Source organism: Alloacidobacterium dinghuense, from assembly GCF_014274465.1.
GTDB lineage: Bacteria > Acidobacteriota > Terriglobia > Terriglobales > Acidobacteriaceae > Alloacidobacterium > Alloacidobacterium dinghuense.
On record NZ_CP060394.1, the window covers coordinates 3615462 to 3634155 of the forward strand.

Here is an 18694-nt window from a genome sequence, read left to right on the forward strand (position 1 = left end):
AAAGACGAGAGCGCCTATTACAGTCATCGCGCTTTCACCACCTGTGCCGTTACATCTCTTGGGAAATTGAAGAGCTCGACGAGCGCCCTTACGCGCTCTTTCTGACGGCTGGGCGGGAATCGCTTGGTTCTTGTTAGCTCAGCGATACCATGGAGGCTCGCCCAAAACAGTTCCGATAGAACCTCTGGCTTCGAGCTCTGCCCCTGAAACAACTCCAGGAGCTGGGAAAACGCGAAACGCAGCTTCGGAGGAGTAGCCGGATCATCGAAGGGTACGCTCAGGCTGAGCGAAAACATCACTTCATACAGTGCGGGTGAAGACGCGGCGAACTCCAGATACGCAGCCGCGACCGATTCGACCGTATTTCCACGCTTAACCCGCTTCCGTGCCTTCTCCAAAGCCAGGCCTATCTCCTGGAAACCCTCAATAGCAACCGCGGCGAGAATCCCTTCGCGGCTTCCAAAATGAGCATACAAAACGGGTTGGCTGTAGGAAACTTCGTCGGATAGCCGCCGAACGGTTACGTTGGGCCACCCTTCAAGCTCCGCGATTCGTCGGGCGGCACTGATAATCTGTGCCCGGCGGGCCTGCCTATCACGCTGTTTTCGTTCTGCAATTCGGTTCGTTGCCATTGATAGAAAGTATAGCGCCGCTAGATTTTTTGCGCGGACCGTTGAAACTTTTTCAAATGCCCCGAATCATATATAGCGTTGCTAGATTTTATAACAAGGAGATGTCTTATGCACAATGTTATTCCGCTCATCCTGGCGACTCTCATCGCTGTCGGGATCATGGTTATCGGTTGTTTCTACATCGCATCTCCCAAACGAGTCTTAGGATCGTTTGGGCTAAAACCGCCTGCAGCCGATGCTGACACTCTTGCCTGGCTACGTCTGAAAGGAATCCGGGACATCGTAGCTGGGTTGGCCGTGTTGACCATGATGCTGACTACGGACAGCCGGACGGCAGGCATAGTTCTTCTAGTTTTCGCCATCATCCCTTTTGGCGACATGTCCAACATTTTGGCGTCTGGCGGGCGAAAGGCAACAGCGTTCTCCGTTCATGGCGTGACCTGCGCGGTGATGCTCTTCGTCGGCCTCTTGTTGATCCATGCCATTTGAGAGAGCTGATCGAGCACTAGTACAACTTAATCTGCTGGAAGTTTTCCAGCAAATCGGCGCGCGGCTGCGCCTTAGAAAGGTGGAGGAACTATGAGCCATTGGATGTGGCTGGTGTCTCTGGTTGGGATTCTAAGCACAGCAGTTGTGTTTGGCACGGACATGTTCTTTTTGACGATCGGCCGTCCCGCTCTCAGATTGGCTTCACCATCTGCCGGAACCGAAATCATGGGTTTCTTCCACATGTTCGCCGACGCGCGGATGCCGATCTGGGGCGTCTTGGCGATCTTGTCCAACCTCTTGCTGGTCGTATTCAGCAGGAGTTGGCAGCGCTGGTTCTATCTCGCATCGCTCCTCATGCTGATTCTATTCGTCATTCTCTACAATCTCTTGTCAAAACCAATCAATCGGATTCAAACCGAAGCAGCAAAAACCGGGGGAAGACTCGACAACGGTCGAGAGCTACAGGCGTCGTGGGATAGGGTGTTATTGATCCGTGTTCCGCTGCTCATTGTGTCCCTGCTTGCCCAGTGCCTCGTGTTGCTAGTCGCTTCGGCGTAAATGTGGCTGGTGCGCTCCCCTTTGAAGAGTCAGGAGCCATCCGAGGCTTGGACGGAGGCTTCCATATCGTGCTTGTCATTCGGCCTCTTTTGTCATTCGGCCTCTTGTTGGTCTATGCCATTTGAGAGAAATGCCTCTGACCGATCTTGTCGACCGTGAGGACCCGATCACGATCAGCCATGCTGGAGATGGCGATCCATTACTCTTCGAAGACGGCATCAACGCTCTCCTCGCCGAATAGGTGAGCGTTCAGCTTATTCTGCCTCCCAGGTGCGAATTCGTCCCGATGAGTCGGCGCTTGTTTACCGATTCATAACGATGAAGGATTTCAACTGGCGATACCAGACCTCGAACGCAATCTCAATTCTGGTTGGATCGGCGCTGTCCGGTTGCACAGAGGTGACCTTGCCCACCGTGATTCCTCCGAAGAGAACAGGGGCACCCGGCTCCATTCCGGGAGCATTTCGCAAGTAGGTCCTGTAGTGAACATGGGCGCCGTTGAATTTCGCGTAGCTCACGTAGTAGATGGTCCCGCACAAAACCGCAGCGCAGAGCACGACGAATGCCCCGACTTTGATTTCGATGTCCTTCATTGTTGTTCATCCTCGATTCCCGCAAGTTCGCGAAAGCGGCGTTGCACCGATTCGCTATCCGCGATGCGATCGGGTACCCGGTCCAGGAACTGCCGGATTCGCGGGTCGGTACTGGCCGTAAAAGACTCTTTGCTCTCGACCGCGATCAGAGAGCCCTTGTAGAGCATGGCCAGCCGATCAGCAATCCGGAGCGCGCTCGCCATCTCGTGCGTCACGATCAGAATCGTCATGTGGAATGCCCGATTCAGAAAAAGGATCAGTTCATCGAGTTCCGCTGCGACGATCGGATCGAGCCCGGCCGACGGCTCGTCAAAAACGACGATCTCCGGGTCGAGCGCCGTCGCCCGCGCCACGGCCGCCCGCTTCTTCATTCCGCCGGACAATTCCTGTGGCAGCAGCTTGCACGCCTCGCCCAGTCCTACAGAAGCGAGTTTGATGTAGGTCATGATCTCGATCACTGGATCAGCCAGCGTGGTCAGCTCACGTAGGGGTAATTCCACGTTTTCCGCGACCGACATTGAACTGAACAACGCGGAGCCCTGAAAAGCTACCCCCATCCCTCGTCGGATGGCTTTCAACTCTGCGGGCGAGCAGCGGTTGATATCCATACCCCGAACAAGAATCGTGCCCGACTGTGGATGCTCGAGCCCAATGATGTGCCGAAGCATCGTACTCTTCCCTGAGCCGCTGCCGCCAAGCAACGCGAGGACCTCGCCACGCTGGATGTCAAGGTCCACTCCGTTCAACACGCGATGATCTCCATAAGAGACGGTTAGGCCACGCACAGAGATAATCGGAGTGGTCATCTCTAACTCCGATCCAGCATGTAGAACAGCGTAGTGATAAATAGGTCGGCGAAGATCACCAGGAAGGTAGACCGAACGACGGCCAAAGTCGCCGCCCGGCCGACTGCTTCCGGTCCGCCCTTCACGCGGAAACCCTCCAGGCATCCCACATGCACGATGATGGTGGCGAAGACCAGGCTCTTCATCATCCCCATGAAGACGTCGTGAAGGAGAATCGCTTCCGCCGCATATCTCAAAAGATCGGGAGCGTGATGTTCTGGCTGAGGAACATGAAACCGGCTCCAGCCAGCATGGCAAAGGCGCTGCTCATGACTGTCAGGCAAGGCACCGCGATCATCGCACCGAGATACTTCGGAGCCAGCACCAATTCCACTGGATCGATGGCCATTGTGCGCAGCGCGTCGATCTCCTCAGTTACCACCATCGTGCCGATCTCGGCAGAGAAGGCAGATCCCGAGCGGCCGCTGACTACAATTGCCGTGAGTAGAGGGCCAAGTTCGCGCGTGAACGCGACCACGACGATATCGACGACCAGTTGTACCGCTCCGTAACGCTTCAACTCGGAGGCGCTCTGAATCGCAAGGATGAATCCTCGCAGGCTGAGACGATGGCCACCATTGGCAGGGCTTCCACACCAATCGCATACATCTGCCTGAGCGCAGCGCGCCAGCGTCCCCGCTTCCCGAATATCGGTAGTATGCGCGGCAGCACGCTGATACCCGACCAGAACTGGGCCGTCAATCCGCCGATATAAGCCAACTGCTGGATCGTTCCTGCGCCGATGGCCTTAAGCGCCTTCATGGCTTCGCGTCCTCCTCAATCGGGAACACGCGATCGAGATCACTGACCCTCAACAGATATCGTGGCTGCTCCTGAACGCCTCGCAGGAGGAGTTCAGTATTCTGCTGGCGAGCCAGCCTCATCGCTTCTATAAGGGTCGCAAGCCCGGACGTGTCCATGTAGTCGACCTGAGTAAGATCAATGGTGAGGGCGTCCGGCTTTGAGCGCAGTGCGTCGGCGAGCCTGTCCCGCATCCTGCTGGATGTGTCGATTGCAACCCGTCCTGAAATCGAAACGATCTCACCCATGTCCCTCTCTCCTGTCCTGTCTCATTTCGTAATGGCAAACAAATTCGAAGCCTGCGTTTGCATGGAATCGTGCAAGCCAGTGGCCAATGCTGTTGTCGGAGCAAGCCCAGCGAGATCGGCACAGTAAATCGAAAGCACTCGGTGCCCGAGCTCGGCTACCGATGCTAGCTGGCTGGCAATTACTCACAATTTGACATTTGGTCCCGAAGAAATCCCCGCCAGCTGACGTATGCAATGAAGTCAAGGACCTGTCGGCAAACCACAGACAAATCATTCAGGCCCGGCGCACATGCTGGGTTGAGCGTGGCTTTCCGGCCTGGACTGAAGGCAAGATCAGCGATCACTGGGGAGTTGCAACCTATTCTCGCTCGCGCAGCAGTTGAGGCTTATTCCAGCACTGAGAAAGAGATAACCGATACACAGACAGACACATTACGCGCTCGCTTGGGAGATTCAGTGGCTCGATCCGAAACGCGCCGGCAGCACGGGACTGTGGGTTAGGTATGGGCCACAAAAGCAGAGAAGAGGGGACCTTGTGACGATTGGAATCATTTGAACTGGAAGGATCGGCAGTCGCTATTCAGGCCTTGAAGGCGGGCAACTCGGTTTCGATCAACAAATAGCCAGGAGGTCGCGGGTTCGGAGCGAAGCACCAAACCTCCGCTCCCGTCGATGTCGTCGCGATTGCTAACGACTTGGGCGTTAAATGTCTGGAAAATGTCGTTGTCCTGTTCGGTCTCAGGTAAGATTTTCGGGATCCGCTAGAAATACGTTCATTACAGCATCTTCGCTGGGGTGAACGTAGCGCGCGGAAATGGCAATTGAGGAAACTGGGCCTCCTGCGAACAACCCCCACTCTAACTCGACTGAATTTTCGCACCAATACCCGCGTGCGAGTAATGATTTGGATTGCTTGGGAATGCATTGTCAAGGCCTTGGCGCTCCGAGGTTGCCCGTTCGGTTAAACCTGCGATCATCGCACCCTGTCGAGGTCACTTATTTTTGTCAGTGACGGCATCACAGGTGCAAGCTCTACGGCTTCGCATCGACACGTTGGAGTCTCTTCGCAGCGGTAGTGGAGACACACCCCTCCCCAGTGTGCCAAATCATCCCTTCTCTGCTTGGTCGCGTGAATTTTTAGAGCAAGAGCTTGAACGCCTCTCATCGCCTGGTATGGACGCGTTGAACACGGCACTGGATGTTTGCTCAACGCGACTTCATCTGGCCAATTCTAGGGAATGCCGGAAATGTTGTGCAGTTTTATTGAAACCGCGTTTGCCACCACGGCATCGCCGTGCTTGTTGAGATGCGTGGGGCTGAGCTCCGTCACTGAACTGCCAGCCGAATGGCCGGAAACGATGCCACCGAAACCGCGAATGCACTCAGTTACGGTCGACCCACTTACGCGGCTGACATAGATGCTCTCGTTCTCCACCGTGAGTACGAAACCTTTCTGCAACGTTCCGGCTGCCATATTGACCGTGAACAATTGGTCGGCAGGTCCGATATCGCCCGAGAGCGTTCCAATCCCTTCGATCGATCGGAGCGAGGAAGGAATGATATCGTACCGAAAATCGGAGACATCAATCGGCGATGAAGGATCATACGAATTCACGAGGATGGAGCGAACGTCCAGGTAGTGAATCCCGTAGGCGACCGCCAAGTCATTGTTCAACTCGAGCAACTGCGAATAGTGTGCTTGTCCGGGCATTTCCGTTGGGGTAGCCTCATTGGCTACCGACAACACCAAGTAATTCATTCCGGAGGGGAGCGTACCAACCTGGGCTGCAATGTCAGACAAAATCTGAGAAATTCCCCAAGGTCCGTAGGGAGTCTTAAAAATGTTATTCCGACCTTCCCAGAGTATGGCAGTGTAGCCCCTAAACAAGTTGTATGGCGTATAGGGTTGAGGGCCTGAAGCACTCACCGGAGAATTGCCGGGTGATAGTCTGCTAAAGGTGAAGGTGCCTCAGGGGAGCGGAGCCGACAAAGTGACTTTGCCGACAACGCCAGCGATAGATCCGTAAGTCGCTCCTGTGACACTTGTGAGGGGCTCATACCCAAGTGGAAAGGATATTGTAACGTCGTCAGCACCATAGGCCGGGATTTGGGAACCAGTCACAGTAGCCGAGGTCGGAACTCCTCCTTGCCGCACTCCGATTTGGGTGGAGGTCTGTCCGCCTATACCTTCATCGACCACCTTTCCCGTCGTATATGCCTGCAAAAGCGGCGGATACTCCCCAACGTCCACAACGCCTGCGCCGCCCGCTGTCATCGAATCTCCCCAGCACACAATATTGAAGGGAAGCATCCCGCTACTGCCGGATGAACTTGATATGACATAGGTTGCCGTCGCGACAGTACTTGATCTCCCGTCTGATCCAACCGCAATGGCTTCGAGTGTCGCTGAAGTGGCTATTTTGACTGGTTGAGTGTAAAGAGTGGATGACGTGGTCGGGGTCTTTCCATCCACGGTGTAGTAGATCTCTGCGCCCGGATTCGCAGTGATTGTTACAACCTGGGCCGAACTGAAGCTTCCCCCATCTGGCGAGAACAAGGGCACGGCCGTGGGAATAGTGACTACCCCGTCGCCACATCCGAGGATGACGCTGAGCAATCCGGTGAAGAACGTGAAAGTGGCGTATCGAGTAGTTCGAGAGTAGTGGTCTTTTGGAATCACAAGGCTTGCATTCGGCGTCTGTTCAGCCCCAACAATCTCTACGATGCCGTCTGATGGAAGAAAACTTAATGCATGACCGAAAGATAGCCTCCGAAACTCAGTTGAAGAGGAGAAGGCAGACGCAGAGGTTTATTCAGTTGTGACGGAAATTGTCTCTGTCGAACCGAAACATCGCAGCCGCCCCCAATCCTGAATCCATCAATCAGAAATCTCTTAATCAGAAATCATGTAATCACACAATCACGCAATCTACCAATCAGGTTGGCCAGCACACGGATGACACTGGCAACGGCCTACAAGATTCGCCTGAGCTGGGCGAAGGTGACTCACACACACAAGCAAACCCAAAGGTGCGGGAATTTTCGGATCCCGCCTAGGCCAGCCAAAGGGGTTGAAAAACCTCGATTTCGCTATTGATTTCGATTACATCAGCGGAGGGAAGGTCGGTGGCTCAAGTCCACCCCCGCAACCATTTAGTTATTGATTCTAGAGCCTTTAGAAAAGGCCGCGATCTGTGGAGTCCCAATTGTCTCTGGTCTCCCCTTCATCGGCATCATCTATTGCCCCGATTGCGGGCCCCCAGTGGTCGACGATCCGGAAGCAATCGCTTCGTCGGCGGAGAATTCATCGAAACCTTGTTCCGAAAAACGTCTGGCGAAGGTATGCCACCCAAAGACGCGAGACATCCAGTTTTGAAGCAAGGGGTTTTAGGTACCGGCGCATCAAAATTCCCGCGTGATCGGCCGACCCTTAACAACGCTTGGAAACATCCATCCTCCTCTGAATATGGCACCGCCTGCTGCCATCAAACAAAAACCAAGGAAATCTTCGCTCAGAGGAATGACATCTCGCGATGCTTGGCTTTTCGCATCAGCGACTACACCGTCGAGTGCCAACCGTCTGATCGAAAGAGTTCTGGTTGTAGGGTCGAGGTCCTCCCACATCAAGCTGAGCACCTCAACCGGGCGCTTTCTCGATCGTGGTATTTCACGATAAGGGCAACGAGGAAAAGCTCTTCGATCGCCTGGATTATGATTTACGCCAGTTGATTTCATCCACATGAACCTGAACTACAGCCGTTCATGGTTCCAGACTCCGAACGCCTATGACAATCTGAACGTAATGAATGTGATCAGCGGGGGCAACGAGAGCAACCCCGTCTTCGGCGATGTCGGCAATACCGATCAGCGCTCCAAGATTCAGACATTCGATATGGCGCCCACCTACACGCACGTGATCGGCTCCACCTCGGTTTTCAACTTCGCTCCATATGTCCGCAGATATTTTTATAACTATTACCCAAGCGGCGACCCATTTGCAGATCTTGGGCCACCAAATTTGCAGAACCAGACCATTAGCCAATACCGAACACTGACAAACGCCGGGGTCCATTCGGATTACTCGTACGTAAAGGGAATCCACAACATCAAGGCAGGAGCCGTGTATGAGCAGACCTTCCTCAGGGAGAATGACAACCTCGGAATCGTTGCTTCAACCTTCAATTCGCCCTGCCTTGACGTCAATCTGAATCCTGTAAGCGGGTTTACCGATCCGTCGCAATGCGTTGCAGCAGGACTGTTTCCCAACGATGGCTCGAATCCAAATGCTACATCGACACCGTTCAACCCCGTTCTGCTGCCATATGACCTGACTCGCAGCGGCAGCCTTTATAGCTATTTTTGGTCATACTGATATGAAGGAGCTGGCATTATATGTCGAGGACCAGATCAAGGCAGGTAATTGGCTTTTCAATCTGGGCATACGCGGCGATTTGTATAATGGCCTGACCGTGGCTCGTCAGGCGGAACCTCGCGTGGGTATTACCTACTGCACAAGCCAAGCAACACCGTGCTCCGCATTTCTTATGCACGCACGCTGGAAACGCCATTCAACGAGAACCTCGTGTTGTCCAGCCAGGGATACGGAAATGACGTGCTGTCACCGTTGCTTCTCTGCACGCCCGGTGTCTCGGGAACACTTCAGCCGGGATACCGCAACGAGTTCCATGCGGGCTTCCAGCAGGCCTTCGGCAAGAACGTGGTGGTCAGCGGGGATTACATCTGGAAGTACACACAATGCCTTCGACTTCAGCGTCCTAGGGAATACTCCCATCACCTTCCCCATCGACTGGCACAATTCCAAAATTCCGGGTTTTGTGCTGCGCGCAGATATACCTAACTAGCACAACTTTTCGGCCTTCGTTGTTATGTCCTCGGTTGCCGCGCGGTTCTTCCCACCGCAGAGCTCCGGGGCAAGAGCGACTGTAGGCCAGAGCGGATTTCCATTCCGCATTAACCACGACGAACGGTAGAACGAGACGACCCATCTGCAATATCAGGTGCCGATTCATCGCGGTCCATGGTTAGCGCTTAACTGGCGGTATGATAGCGGTCTTGTTGCTGGCTCTGTGCCCTGCTATAACGTGACGGATCCGAACAGCAGGTACGGTGCAACATCGATTACCCTACCCAAAACGGATAGCCGGGAATCGACCTGAGCGGCTTTACAGCGGATCAACAGGCACAAGCTGGTCTCGCCTGCGATGGGGTGCGCGCCACTCCGACATCGGGGTTTACGAACTGCGATGCGAACGGACTGACTTCCAACCTCGTGAAGGTGCCTGCTCCGGGTACTGAGAACGACGACAAGAATCCGCCATTCGCATTCAGCCGCGCAATCTCTTCGACGCCTCGCTTGTGAAGATAACATCTTTAACGGCGACAGATATAAATGGGTTGCTCGCGTTACAGCTGTGAACTTTACTGATAAGTACGCGCTCTACAACTTCCTCTCAACCTTTAGCGGCACGCACTATGTAACCCCGCGTACCATCACGGGTCAGATCACCTTCTCGTTCTAGGCTCTCGTCTGGGGGCGCCAAACGCCCCTCTCAGACACCTTTGGCTTCTGACGCTCCACGACGACGCGGAAGGCACAAGAAAAGACGCAATACACGTGATCGACCGTGCCAAAGACGCAAATCGATCGAACAGTTCGATAAGTGACTTGGCCATGCGGTCAGGTGAGAATTGGCTTACGGGCTGGTGGCTGGTGATTAACGCGCGTTTACATGCTCGGTAACTATCGCGGAATTCCAATCAGCAGACCACCGCTCATACCGATGGATTGCTGGTGCCCTCTTGCAAAGCTGTAGTCGTAAGCCGGTTCAAGGAACTAGCCGAATCGGTGTTTGCCGGTTGGCCAGAACATGAAGTCTCCTGCCAGCTCACCAGCTATGGAGTCGGCCGTTTTCCCATTCTGCTTAAGGTAAATCCATTCGGGACCGATGCCCAGCATGAACTCTGCCTTCCGCGATATCGTCCACGGCTTCTTGAAGAGCAGGTCGGTGTCCCATTCCGTAGAATTACGCGTGTAAAAGGGTGACATGCCTGCCTCAAGTTCCAGCCAGTTCTCTATAGGTGTCACCTCCGCTGCAAGATTCGGCGCGAACGTCGCTGCGCCTCCACTGAGATTCCAGCTTGTTGCTGCGCCAAGCTCAAGGATGGCTACCGGATCTTTGTCCTCGTTGGCCTTTTGCGAACGGCCAGAGGACGCCTTAGAAGAAGTCTGACCGTGTGCAGAGACACAAAAAAACAGAAACAGGCACCCTCCGACGAGCGTGAACACGCATATACGCATATGACAGTCTCAGCGTGAAGTTGTTTGTGTCTGCGCCAAACGATAGTGCCGTTGCCAGAGCTTGTATCTGAGCACCGCCACGGACTGAGGATCCTGTCGGTCGGGCCCGTCGGAAGGGACGATCCGCGGAGCAGTTCCGATAGAGTACTGACGTTAATTGGCCACTTGAATACTTCCGTTGTGCCTGAACGAACTATCGGGAACCGGCAGCATCCTAGAGAGAGGAAAGCTGCGCTTAAAGATCGCGGCGTGAGAAGAGAACCTGCGCCAACAAAATAACTAGAAGTGCATAGAAGGCGGCGTAAACCACCATGGCATTACTAGGCACCAATGTACCACTGAAGGGAGTGACCCCAACGGTTCCAAGCAGCGGTGGCTGGAATTTGAAGGCGGCGCGCCGCCACAGGGCATCGCTAGGCATGATGAGACTTGAGAGAATTCCCAGATTGATGCAAGCTTTCACGTGTTGCAATGATCCGAACTGCTCGATCCATCCGCCAACGAAGGCCACGCCATACAGCCCGAGCGAGAAGGCGCCGCTGGTCAGCGATGAGAAACGCGTACTCGCTGCCATAGTAACCCCGAGCAGAACCAGGGCTTGCAACCAGATCAGACTGAGCACGGCGAGGCCGTGTGGAGGGCGGTATCCACTTTCGAGCCAGCTGATCAGGATCGAGCCACCCTCGATAAGCAACACATAGAGCGTCAGCATCCCTACAAAGCCCATCCACTTGCCAAGCACAAGGCACCAGCGTTCCACCGGCTTGGTGGCTATGGCGTGAATTGTGCCTGACGCGATCTCTCCGGAGAGTGTGTCGCAGGAAGTCAGCACTGCCATCAGAGAAGTCATCATACTTCCGGCATAGAGCACCATCATGGTCATCATGACAATGCCTTCACGAAAATCGACAGTCGAAGTCTGCCGCGTCTTGTGTTTCAAAACGAAATGAAGCGCCGTCCAGAAAAACCCTAGAAATGCGACGCCTGCCAGCATCGCGATCCAAAGAATCTTGCGCCGTGCCGCCTCCCGGAAGGTGACTCGCGCCATTAACAAAGTTGTACGCCATGCGCCCGGTCCGCGTGAAAGACCGAAAGCGGATGGCTCAGCTATGGCGCAATCGATGAGTGGTTGCTCGTTTGCCGGCGGTTCGGGAGTACCTGCGGGCAGGCGCACGTCGATTGCGTTCTCTTTCATAGGCCGGGGTCCGGTCCCATCATCTGCAAAAACAAGTCTTCCAGGCTTACTCGCTGCGGGACGACGGAGAAAACGTCCGCGCCGGCCTCGACCAGACAGCGAACAACCTCTGGAAGATGATCTACTTTTACTACGCGCAGTCGCAGAACCTGCCCCTCCAGGCGAAGATCCTGAGTGAATCCTTTGAGCTCCTCTATCGCGGCGGAGTTAACACGCGCGACTCTGATTTCAACTTCCGTCTGAGCTGATTGCCACGCGCCCATCTCATACATGCCAATGATTCGGCCATCCTGAATGAAGGCTACGCGGTCGCAGCTTTGCTCAACTTCGCCGAGTAAATGCGAGTTAAGAAAGACTGTAGCACCGCGACTACACTGCTCCGCGATAACGTCACGCACAAGCTTACGTCCGGCTGGATCGAGGCCGGAAGTGGGCTCGTCCAGGAATAAGATTTCGGGGTCATTGACGATTGCCTGTGCCAAGCCGACGCGCTGCATCATTCCCTTGGAGAAACTACGAATGGGCTTGTTGTGTTGCGCGCCGAGGCCGACACGCTCAAGCAACTGCGGGATCTTCCGACGCAACTTGTCTTCTGCCAGACCGCATAGCCTCCCATGAAATGCGATCAGCTCTGAAGCTGAGAGCCAATCATAGAAGCGGAAATGTTCGGGTAGAAAGCCAACGCGAGTTCGCACCGCGCGTGTGCCCACCGGTTGACCAAGTAGTAGAGCGCTGCCACCGGTTGGCTTTACCAGGCCCAGCAGCATCTTGATCGAAGTGCTTTTGCCAGCACCATTCGGACCCAGAAATCCGAATGCCTCTCCGCGACCGACCTGGAGGGTCAGGTCGCGGACGGCAGTACGAGTTCCGTAGGTCTTCCTAAGCTGCGACGCATCGATGGTAAGAGTTGCCATGCACGTTCCGGCTCTCTCTACTGTAACTGCGAGGCCAAGTTGATTGCCGTAGTATCGTCTCCCGTTCCGTTCAGAGCGAAGACGATTCCATTGTCGATCCACATGAGAGAGAAGTGGCCAGACTGGTTCTGATTTGCCGCGCGCAACAATGCGCCTTCATTGCCGTTGACGTGCACCTGCTCATACTTCGACTCACCGCGGACCACGGGGAGAACGAGCGTCGAGGTCCAGTCGACGGTCTGCGTAAAGTTAGCAGCGTCGTTGGCGCTCATGCCAAGAAACTGAAGCGCTACCTGCGCGATCTGAGCGGGATCGATTTCCTGAGGAGCAGACACCATCGGGCTGGGAATCTCGAATAACGATACACACGTGGCATCGGCCTCCTGTCCGGATGTCTCGCCTGCGCTGACTCTGTTCGCGTGTCTGGCTTGATTCGCGCTGACATCGACGCCAGCCTCTGAGACGGATTTATCCGCACCGCCAAGATGAACGACAACACTATGATCGGCACTCGCTGAAGGGTTCTTCGTGCCCGGGTTGGGACCCGCCTGGCCCATCATCCTGGACGCAACATCGCCGCAGTTCCCATAGAACGCCATCACGCCAGCTGGTACTCGCACGCCAATAATGGCTCCATCCACCGATGCAGGAATCCGTAGGTCGCTGCGTCCCGCCTCATCGAGTATCGATTGGATGCGGTCACCATCGAGCTTCATATTCATGCCGATCCCGCTCTCCAGCAGGAGACTGGACGGGGTTTGGCCGAGGAGAAGCTGCACTGGAAACCCTGCAACCTTCGAGGCAGTTGCCGCATTCGGCATAAGCTGCGGCTTTTGTGGACTCTGAGTTATCGTGATTTCATCGGATAGAACGCGACCTATCGTCTGATTGAGCAACTGATTGTTTTGCAACCCTTCGTTCTTCAAGGCAGCGGGGTTTATCTCGAGTATGGTGAAACGCTCTACGCGAAAGATGGCCAACAGGCCTTCCGCCCACGCCCGAACTGGCGCTACGGTTAGCACCAAAGTGACTGCGGCGACGCCAAGGCATCCTCCTGCAAGGGATAATTTCTGCCACAAGGTCCACCGAATCTGATCGTTGTCCATCCATTCCTCCCGCTTCTTTTGAAACGCAAACCAGGCCCTCGCAGATGAATCGGCGTCCGGCAACCCTGGCAATTTGTCGAGGCCTTCACGTATACAGGCAGCATGACGCCGTAGAGTGGCGAGTTCGCCGGAGCAGACGCTGCAACCCTGCAAGTGCTGCTCGACCGCAAAGAATCGCATGGAATCGAGTTCGCCATCCAGGTAGGCCCGCAGCACTCCCTGATTCACTTCTTCGTGTTTCATTGCCCCTCCTTTGCTGTCTGCAATTGCGTTGCCTTGCGCTTCTGGCGCTGCTGTCGTTCGTAGAGTGCGGAAAACTCAGCCTCCGCCCGAGCCAGTTTTTGCCCGACCGAGTTGACGCCGAGTTGCAAAGCTTCAGCAATCTCTCGATAACTCAGACCGGTGTGGCGCAATAGCAGGAGCTGCGCTTTCTCGACTTTCAGCTTTGCCAGCACCTCGCGCACTTCACCGATGCTTTCTCGACGCAGCAGGAGGGTCAGTGGGCTCTCGGCGAGATCCTCTGGCTCAACGGGGCCACTGCCATCCAATTGCTCCATACCCCGCCGCCGATTGGCGCGCAGGGCATCGATCGACGCGCGAGTCGCGGTGCGATAGAGCCATCCGCCGATGAGTCCACTGGCCGCAACGCCCGGACCGCTGCGGTAGAGCTTCAAGAAGACCTCGACGCAAACCTCTTCGGCCTCGGAGTCGCGCGACAGCACGCGCCGGGTGACACGGACGATGCGCTGATAATGCTCCCGAAAGATCGCTTCGAACTCCGCTTCTATCCAGCGATCGCTCATGCCAATGCTTCTACACCTCTATAACGACGGGCAGAGTGAATTTGTGACAAGAAATTTTTGCTGATCCGACCATACTCGTTTGTATCTGAAGAGTCGCCGGAAGCTCAGTTGAGCGAGGTCGAGATGTTTTCATGCATGCTCCTGATGGGCCGGTTTACGGAGTCTGTTTGAATCACCTTCGCTGAGGCTAAGCCAACTTAAGCGTGATTTAAGAATTGCGGTCTAAGTTGAAATTTCAAACCTGTATAGGGAATTTCCTTTTTTCACCTTTAGAGCGAAATCCTTCGTTGCAGTGAGCTCTCTTATGATTTTCACGCGTTTGCCAGATCCGGCTCTCCCTGCTGTATTGTTGACAGTCGGAATCGCAACTGCCTTGAGCCAGGCTTGCGCATATGCGGTGACCATTCCGGCGGACACTCAGCTCGAAGCGCGCCTCACACAACATGTGCCGATGAAGGTCGGAACACTGCTCGGGGCCACTCTCGTGTACCCAATATATGTACACGAGACTATAGCAACCGTGGGCTCAAATGGTCTCGGGTTAGCGGGACGAATCGTCGGCATGGCATCAGCATCCCGTGATCTGGCTGCCGGTATCGGATTCTACGCCGCTGCTCTCGGTCTACCGACGGTGGATTCGACACGGCAAAGAAGTGGAGTTTCCAAAGTACAACCGCATCGACGTGGAGATTTCAGAACAAACAGATCGAGAAATGGTGCCGCGGTAAAAGAACTCAGCCAATTCGACAGGCGATCGATAGCTTGCGCCCGATTTCCAATTTAGCGAAACCCTGATCGGGCGTTGTGTGACTGAAAAGTCGCGATGCTTCAGTTTGGCTTAAGTGATTCGTCGCATCATGATTCGCAAGGGGAAAATATGAAAAAGACCTTTTCCTTCGTGTTGGGAAGTGCTCTGATTATGGGATTTTGCGCCGCCGCCGCGATAGCAGGCGAAACGCAGATTACCTATAACGATTTGCCCGCAGCCGTCCAGAAGACTGCTCAAAGAGAAAGTCAGGGAGCTACTGTCTGGCGTTATTCGAAGGAAGTAGAAAACGGCAAGGTTGAGTATGAAGTGGAGATGACGGCTGGTGGAAAATCCAGAGATATCTCTATTAACCCGTCGGGCAAGGTTGTCGAAATTGAGCAACAGGTATCGCTTAATACGGTTCCCGTGGCTGCCATGACGGCTATACGAAAAGAAGCCGCTGGCGCCTCGATTCGCAAGGTAGAAGAAGTGAGAGCAAATGCCGAAATCGCCTATGAAGCTCAGATCCTGAGCAACGGGAAACGTCAGGAGATTCGTGTGCATGCCGACGGGTCTGCAGCACCTGAGCGGAACTAGTTGCCATGAGGAGCGCATGTTAGTTACTGCAGCAGGTTTCTTGATAAAAGTCGTTTCTGGAGAGATTGATGAAAATAACTCGAATTATGATTGCATCCCTAGCATTCCTGTTGTCCGCGAACATGCTGCCTGTTGTCGCACAGACAAATTGGGAAGTAACAAGGACATTTCATATTGGTGGAGAAGGTGGATGGGATTACCTCACAGTCGATGCCGAAACGCACCGACTCTTCGTTCCGCGGTCCACACATACCATGGTTATTGACGCCAATTCGGGCAAGGTGCTCGGAGACATACCGGGGCAGACAACAGCCCATGGCGTCGCGATCGTTCCCAGCGTCGGACGCGGCTTCATCACCGATGGAGGAGGAGGCGGCGGTATCGTGGTCTTCGATCTAAAGACCTACGCCATCCTCGGCAAAATCCCGACTATGCCGGACTCTGACGGCATCATCTACAACTCCGCCACTGGACGAGTGTTGGCGGTTTCGGGCGATGGCGGTGCGCTGATGACTTTTAAACCCGACATCGATCCTAAAAACGGGAAGATCGACCCGCCTATCGAACTGGGCGGAGCACCGGAGTTTCTTGCGGCTGACGAGACAGGTAAAGCCTACATCAACCTGGAAGATAAGGATGTCGTAGCTGTTGTGGATCTGCGTTCTCGAAAAGTGCTCGCTCGATGGCCGGTTGCTCCGGGCGGTCAGCCGGTGGGCATGGCGCTGGATGCTAAAACTCATCGCCTCTTCATTGGCTGTCGTAAACCACAGAAGATGATCGTAATGAGCTCCGAAAGCGGCCAGGTGGAAGCCTCGCTGCCAATTGGTGCGGGCGTCGATGCCACGAAGGTCATGGCAGATAAGGCCTTCGCAAGTTGCCGCGACGGATCGCTCACAGTGGCAGGAGAGAAAGACGGAAAGTTCGAAGTAGAACAGGTTGTGAAAACACCGGACGGCGCCCGGACGATGGGTGTCGACGAGACTTCACACCTAATTTATCTACCCACCGCGGAGCTTGAGCCAGCAACAACGGGCAGACCCAAGCCGAAACCGGGCACGTTCATGATCGTAGTGGTCGGGCGTCACTGAGTTCATTGGGCCGCAAGTGGAGCGTAGTGCTCTCGGCCCAATGCTCCACAGCAGTCATTCTCTATCGGCTTCTTCTCAAATTGAAGTAGCGACGAGAGGGTTACTCGCAGTCCCTTTCAATCCTCGCCTTCAAAATGCTAGCTGATCTGATTTTTTGGGTTCTAGGATCGGCAATGAAAAACTGTCTGGTGATAGCAATCAATCACCAGAGACATTCGCGAAGGCCAATCGATTCCGCAGGCTTCAACGAGTGCATCGGCCCGTGGGTGTTGAAAAACTCGCTTCCCGAAACGTACTCAAAAACCATCGCGCCAGGATGCCCTTGCTCCTTCGAACCAAGAAAATCTTGCGCCTTATGTTCTGTGTGTAAAGTATGGTTATTGCCTTTACAAATTCCTCCAAATACAGGCAGTTAGGGCTCACGTTATTTTGGCGGAAGCGGGGCTTCCTTGTCGCTTCTGCTGCGCCTGCGCTCATGCCTACGGCAATAAGGTATGGTGGCCTTTGGCCTCGCCTTAATTCGGTGGGCTGAAGCCCACAGCTACCCTTGATTACCCTCCCCCTGTGCTCTGATAAATTCCTGCAAATAAATGCGGTTAGAAGAATTGCATTTCCCTGGGCTTCGTGTGTCGTGTGAAATGAAAAAGCCCGCTGCGGTCAGCGGGCTTTTGTCTTGCTTCCTATTTCTAAGATAGCTGATACGAAGATAATCGTATGCCAGTAGTCGTTGCGACGATGATTATTTTCCCAAGCGTTTCCCGTTTTGGGACTAGCCGGGTCCCATCGTAGGGATACGTTTCGGCAATTTTCTGATCCAGAATGTGTCCTGGATTTTCCAGTCTGCAAAATAATTTTCCGCGGAAAGGTTGTTCCAGGAAAGCTTCAGAAGATTACGGATGGCAGCCACGCCCCGGCGGGATCGTTATAGAGTCCAGTGGTCATGAGTGTCATTGGCTGGACGACGCGCAGGCCGTTCGCCAGGCACCAGCGCAGCAGAGTGTTGTTCCGTGAAGGCACAAGAATTCCGGGACCAGCGAAAGATTCTGCCGCGGCAATGAGTGCTTGCATGTCCACGTTCGTCTCCGCCGTGGAATGCCCGAAGAAACCGAGATTCGTCGTGTATCCGGTTACTCGGCCACCGCGCTCCACCACGCGCGCAGTGCCCTGCTGGATTGCTTGCGTCAACTCGGCGCTTCGATCAAATCCGTGAACGCGACGCGACAGAGCATTGCAGGCGTCCTCATCCGCTGGTTGGGCCATTCGCACCACGCATCCAGGGATACTCCGTTCGAGCGTCCGTCCCTGCATGCAGGAGAGAGGCTCGCGGATGTCAAAGCCGAGCGATACATAGAGTGAGAGCGAGCGATTGTGAAAGGCAGCCTGCACCAGCCGCACTCCGGCGGCGCCGTTCTGGTTTGCGCGATCCATCACAGCCTGCATGAGTTTACGGCCAATTCCGGTGTTTTGTGCTTTGGGGTCGATGGTGATGGGGCCGACGCCTTGGATTACACCCAGTTCAATAAGGACATTGCTGCCCATGATCCGGCCATCGCCTTCCGCCACCACGCAATAGAAGCCCGGGGTGGAAAACATCATCGAAAGCAACTTGATACTGGCCTCTGGTCCTCGAAAATCGCAAGGAAAGCCGTGAGCCGCATTAATTGCGGAGAAGGCGTCATAACAAATCTGCCCGCACGCTGGACCGTCCTCTTGTGTGGCGGTTCGAATCACCACGTCAGGCTGTACTTTTGACGACAT

General features: G+C 54.7%; 21 protein-coding genes. 6 read left to right on the plus strand and 15 right to left on the minus strand.

The window, feature by feature from the left end; genetic code table 11:
- Positions 1-23 precede the first annotated feature (23 nt).
- On the minus strand, positions 24-632 hold the full coding sequence (locus H7849_RS14920; RefSeq protein ID WP_186740338.1) for a TetR/AcrR family transcriptional regulator: 609 nt from the start codon (positions 630-632) through the stop codon (positions 24-26).
- Between the two features lie 108 nt (positions 633-740).
- Here H7849_RS14920 and H7849_RS14925 point away from each other — a divergent pair, with 108 nt between their 5' ends.
- Positions 741-1121 carry a DUF4267 domain-containing protein gene (locus tag H7849_RS14925; RefSeq protein ID WP_186740339.1) on the plus strand — a complete coding sequence of 127 codons (381 nt, stop codon included), beginning with the start codon at positions 741-743 and terminating at the stop codon, positions 1119-1121.
- A 90-nt stretch (positions 1122-1211) separates the two neighbouring features.
- Positions 1212-1679 carry a DUF1772 domain-containing protein gene (locus tag H7849_RS14930; RefSeq protein ID WP_186740340.1) on the plus strand — a complete coding sequence of 156 codons (468 nt, stop codon included), beginning with the start codon at positions 1212-1214 and terminating at the stop codon, positions 1677-1679.
- Positions 1680-1981: 302 nt separating this feature from the next.
- Here the strand turns inward: H7849_RS14930 and H7849_RS14935 are convergent, their stop codons facing one another.
- The 8 genes from H7849_RS14935 to H7849_RS14970 all read right to left on the minus strand — a co-directional run bounded on the left by H7849_RS14935 (position 1982) and on the right by H7849_RS14970 (position 6846).
- Entirely contained in the window at positions 1982-2272 is a 291-nt protein-coding gene (locus tag H7849_RS14935; protein WP_186740341.1) for an MlaD family protein, read from the minus strand.
- The gene (locus H7849_RS14940) at positions 2269-3078 is read right to left on the minus strand and encodes an ABC transporter ATP-binding protein (RefSeq protein WP_186740343.1); all 810 of its coding nucleotides are present in this window, start codon (positions 3076-3078) and stop codon (positions 2269-2271) included. Before H7849_RS14940 ends, H7849_RS14935 begins: the two co-directional genes overlap by 4 nt.
- A gap of 2 nt (positions 3079-3080) precedes the next feature.
- Positions 3081-3272, minus strand: coding sequence for an ABC transporter permease (locus H7849_RS14945; RefSeq protein ID WP_251106287.1), 192 nt, complete (start codon positions 3270-3272; stop codon positions 3081-3083).
- Positions 3273-3310: 38 nt separating this feature from the next.
- On the minus strand, positions 3311-3637 hold the full coding sequence (locus H7849_RS14950; protein WP_186740347.1) for an MlaE family ABC transporter permease: 327 nt from the start codon (positions 3635-3637) through the stop codon (positions 3311-3313).
- Entirely contained in the window at positions 3634-3879 is a 246-nt protein-coding gene (locus tag H7849_RS14955; protein ID WP_186740349.1) for an ABC transporter permease family protein, read from the minus strand. Before H7849_RS14955 ends, H7849_RS14950 begins: the two co-directional genes overlap by 4 nt.
- Entirely contained in the window at positions 3876-4166 is a 291-nt protein-coding gene (locus tag H7849_RS14960) for an STAS domain-containing protein (protein WP_186740351.1), read from the minus strand. The genes H7849_RS14955 and H7849_RS14960 overlap by 4 nt, the downstream gene beginning before the upstream one ends.
- Before the next feature lie 1231 nt (positions 4167-5397).
- Entirely contained in the window at positions 5398-5967 is a 570-nt protein-coding gene (locus H7849_RS14965; RefSeq protein WP_186740353.1) for a hypothetical protein, read from the minus strand.
- A gap of 168 nt (positions 5968-6135) precedes the next feature.
- A complete protein-coding gene (locus tag H7849_RS14970; RefSeq protein WP_186740354.1) occupies positions 6136-6846 on the minus strand; it encodes a chitobiase/beta-hexosaminidase C-terminal domain-containing protein in 711 nt (236 codons plus the stop codon).
- A gap of 1059 nt (positions 6847-7905) precedes the next feature.
- Here H7849_RS14970 and H7849_RS14975 point away from each other — a divergent pair.
- Positions 7906-8538 carry a hypothetical protein gene (locus H7849_RS14975; RefSeq protein ID WP_186740356.1) on the plus strand — a complete coding sequence of 211 codons (633 nt, stop codon included), beginning with the start codon at positions 7906-7908 and terminating at the stop codon, positions 8536-8538.
- 156 nt (positions 8539-8694) lie between these two features.
- On the plus strand, positions 8695-9024 hold the full coding sequence (locus H7849_RS14980) for a hypothetical protein (RefSeq protein WP_186740358.1): 330 nt from the start codon (positions 8695-8697) through the stop codon (positions 9022-9024).
- 996 nt (positions 9025-10020) lie between these two features.
- Here H7849_RS14980 and H7849_RS14985 read toward each other — a convergent pair.
- From H7849_RS14985 to H7849_RS15005, 5 genes are all read right to left on the minus strand, one after another.
- Positions 10021-10485, minus strand: a complete 465-nt coding sequence (locus H7849_RS14985; RefSeq protein WP_186740360.1) for a hypothetical protein — start codon at positions 10483-10485, stop codon at positions 10021-10023.
- Positions 10486-10720: 235 nt separating this feature from the next.
- Complete coding sequence (locus tag H7849_RS14990; protein WP_186740362.1) at positions 10721-11680, minus strand: ABC transporter permease; 960 nt, start codon at positions 11678-11680, stop codon at positions 10721-10723.
- Positions 11677-12594: an ABC transporter ATP-binding protein gene (locus tag H7849_RS14995; protein WP_186740364.1), complete on the minus strand. Its 918-nt coding sequence runs from the start codon at positions 12592-12594 to the stop codon at positions 11677-11679. Before H7849_RS14995 ends, H7849_RS14990 begins: the two co-directional genes overlap by 4 nt.
- 17 nt (positions 12595-12611) lie before the next feature.
- Positions 12612-13943 carry an anti-sigma factor family protein gene (locus H7849_RS15000; RefSeq protein ID WP_186740366.1) on the minus strand — a complete coding sequence of 444 codons (1332 nt, stop codon included), beginning with the start codon at positions 13941-13943 and terminating at the stop codon, positions 12612-12614.
- A complete protein-coding gene (locus H7849_RS15005; protein WP_186740368.1) occupies positions 13940-14503 on the minus strand; it encodes a sigma-70 family RNA polymerase sigma factor in 564 nt (187 codons plus the stop codon). Before H7849_RS15005 ends, H7849_RS15000 begins: the two co-directional genes overlap by 4 nt.
- Before the next feature lie 823 nt (positions 14504-15326).
- On the opposite strand from H7849_RS15005, the gene H7849_RS15010 reads away from it, so the two are divergent.
- Both H7849_RS15010 and H7849_RS15015 read left to right on the plus strand, forming a co-directional pair.
- Entirely contained in the window at positions 15327-15848 is a 522-nt protein-coding gene (locus H7849_RS15010; RefSeq protein ID WP_186740370.1) for a PepSY-like domain-containing protein, read from the plus strand.
- Positions 15849-15916: 68 nt separating this feature from the next.
- Positions 15917-16936, plus strand: coding sequence for a YncE family protein (locus H7849_RS15015; protein WP_186740372.1), 1020 nt, complete (start codon positions 15917-15919; stop codon positions 16934-16936).
- Between the two features lie 882 nt (positions 16937-17818).
- On the opposite strand, the gene H7849_RS15020 is transcribed toward H7849_RS15015, so the two are convergent.
- On the minus strand, positions 17819-18694 hold the full coding sequence (locus H7849_RS15020) for a GNAT family N-acetyltransferase (protein WP_186740374.1): 876 nt from the start codon (positions 18692-18694) through the stop codon (positions 17819-17821).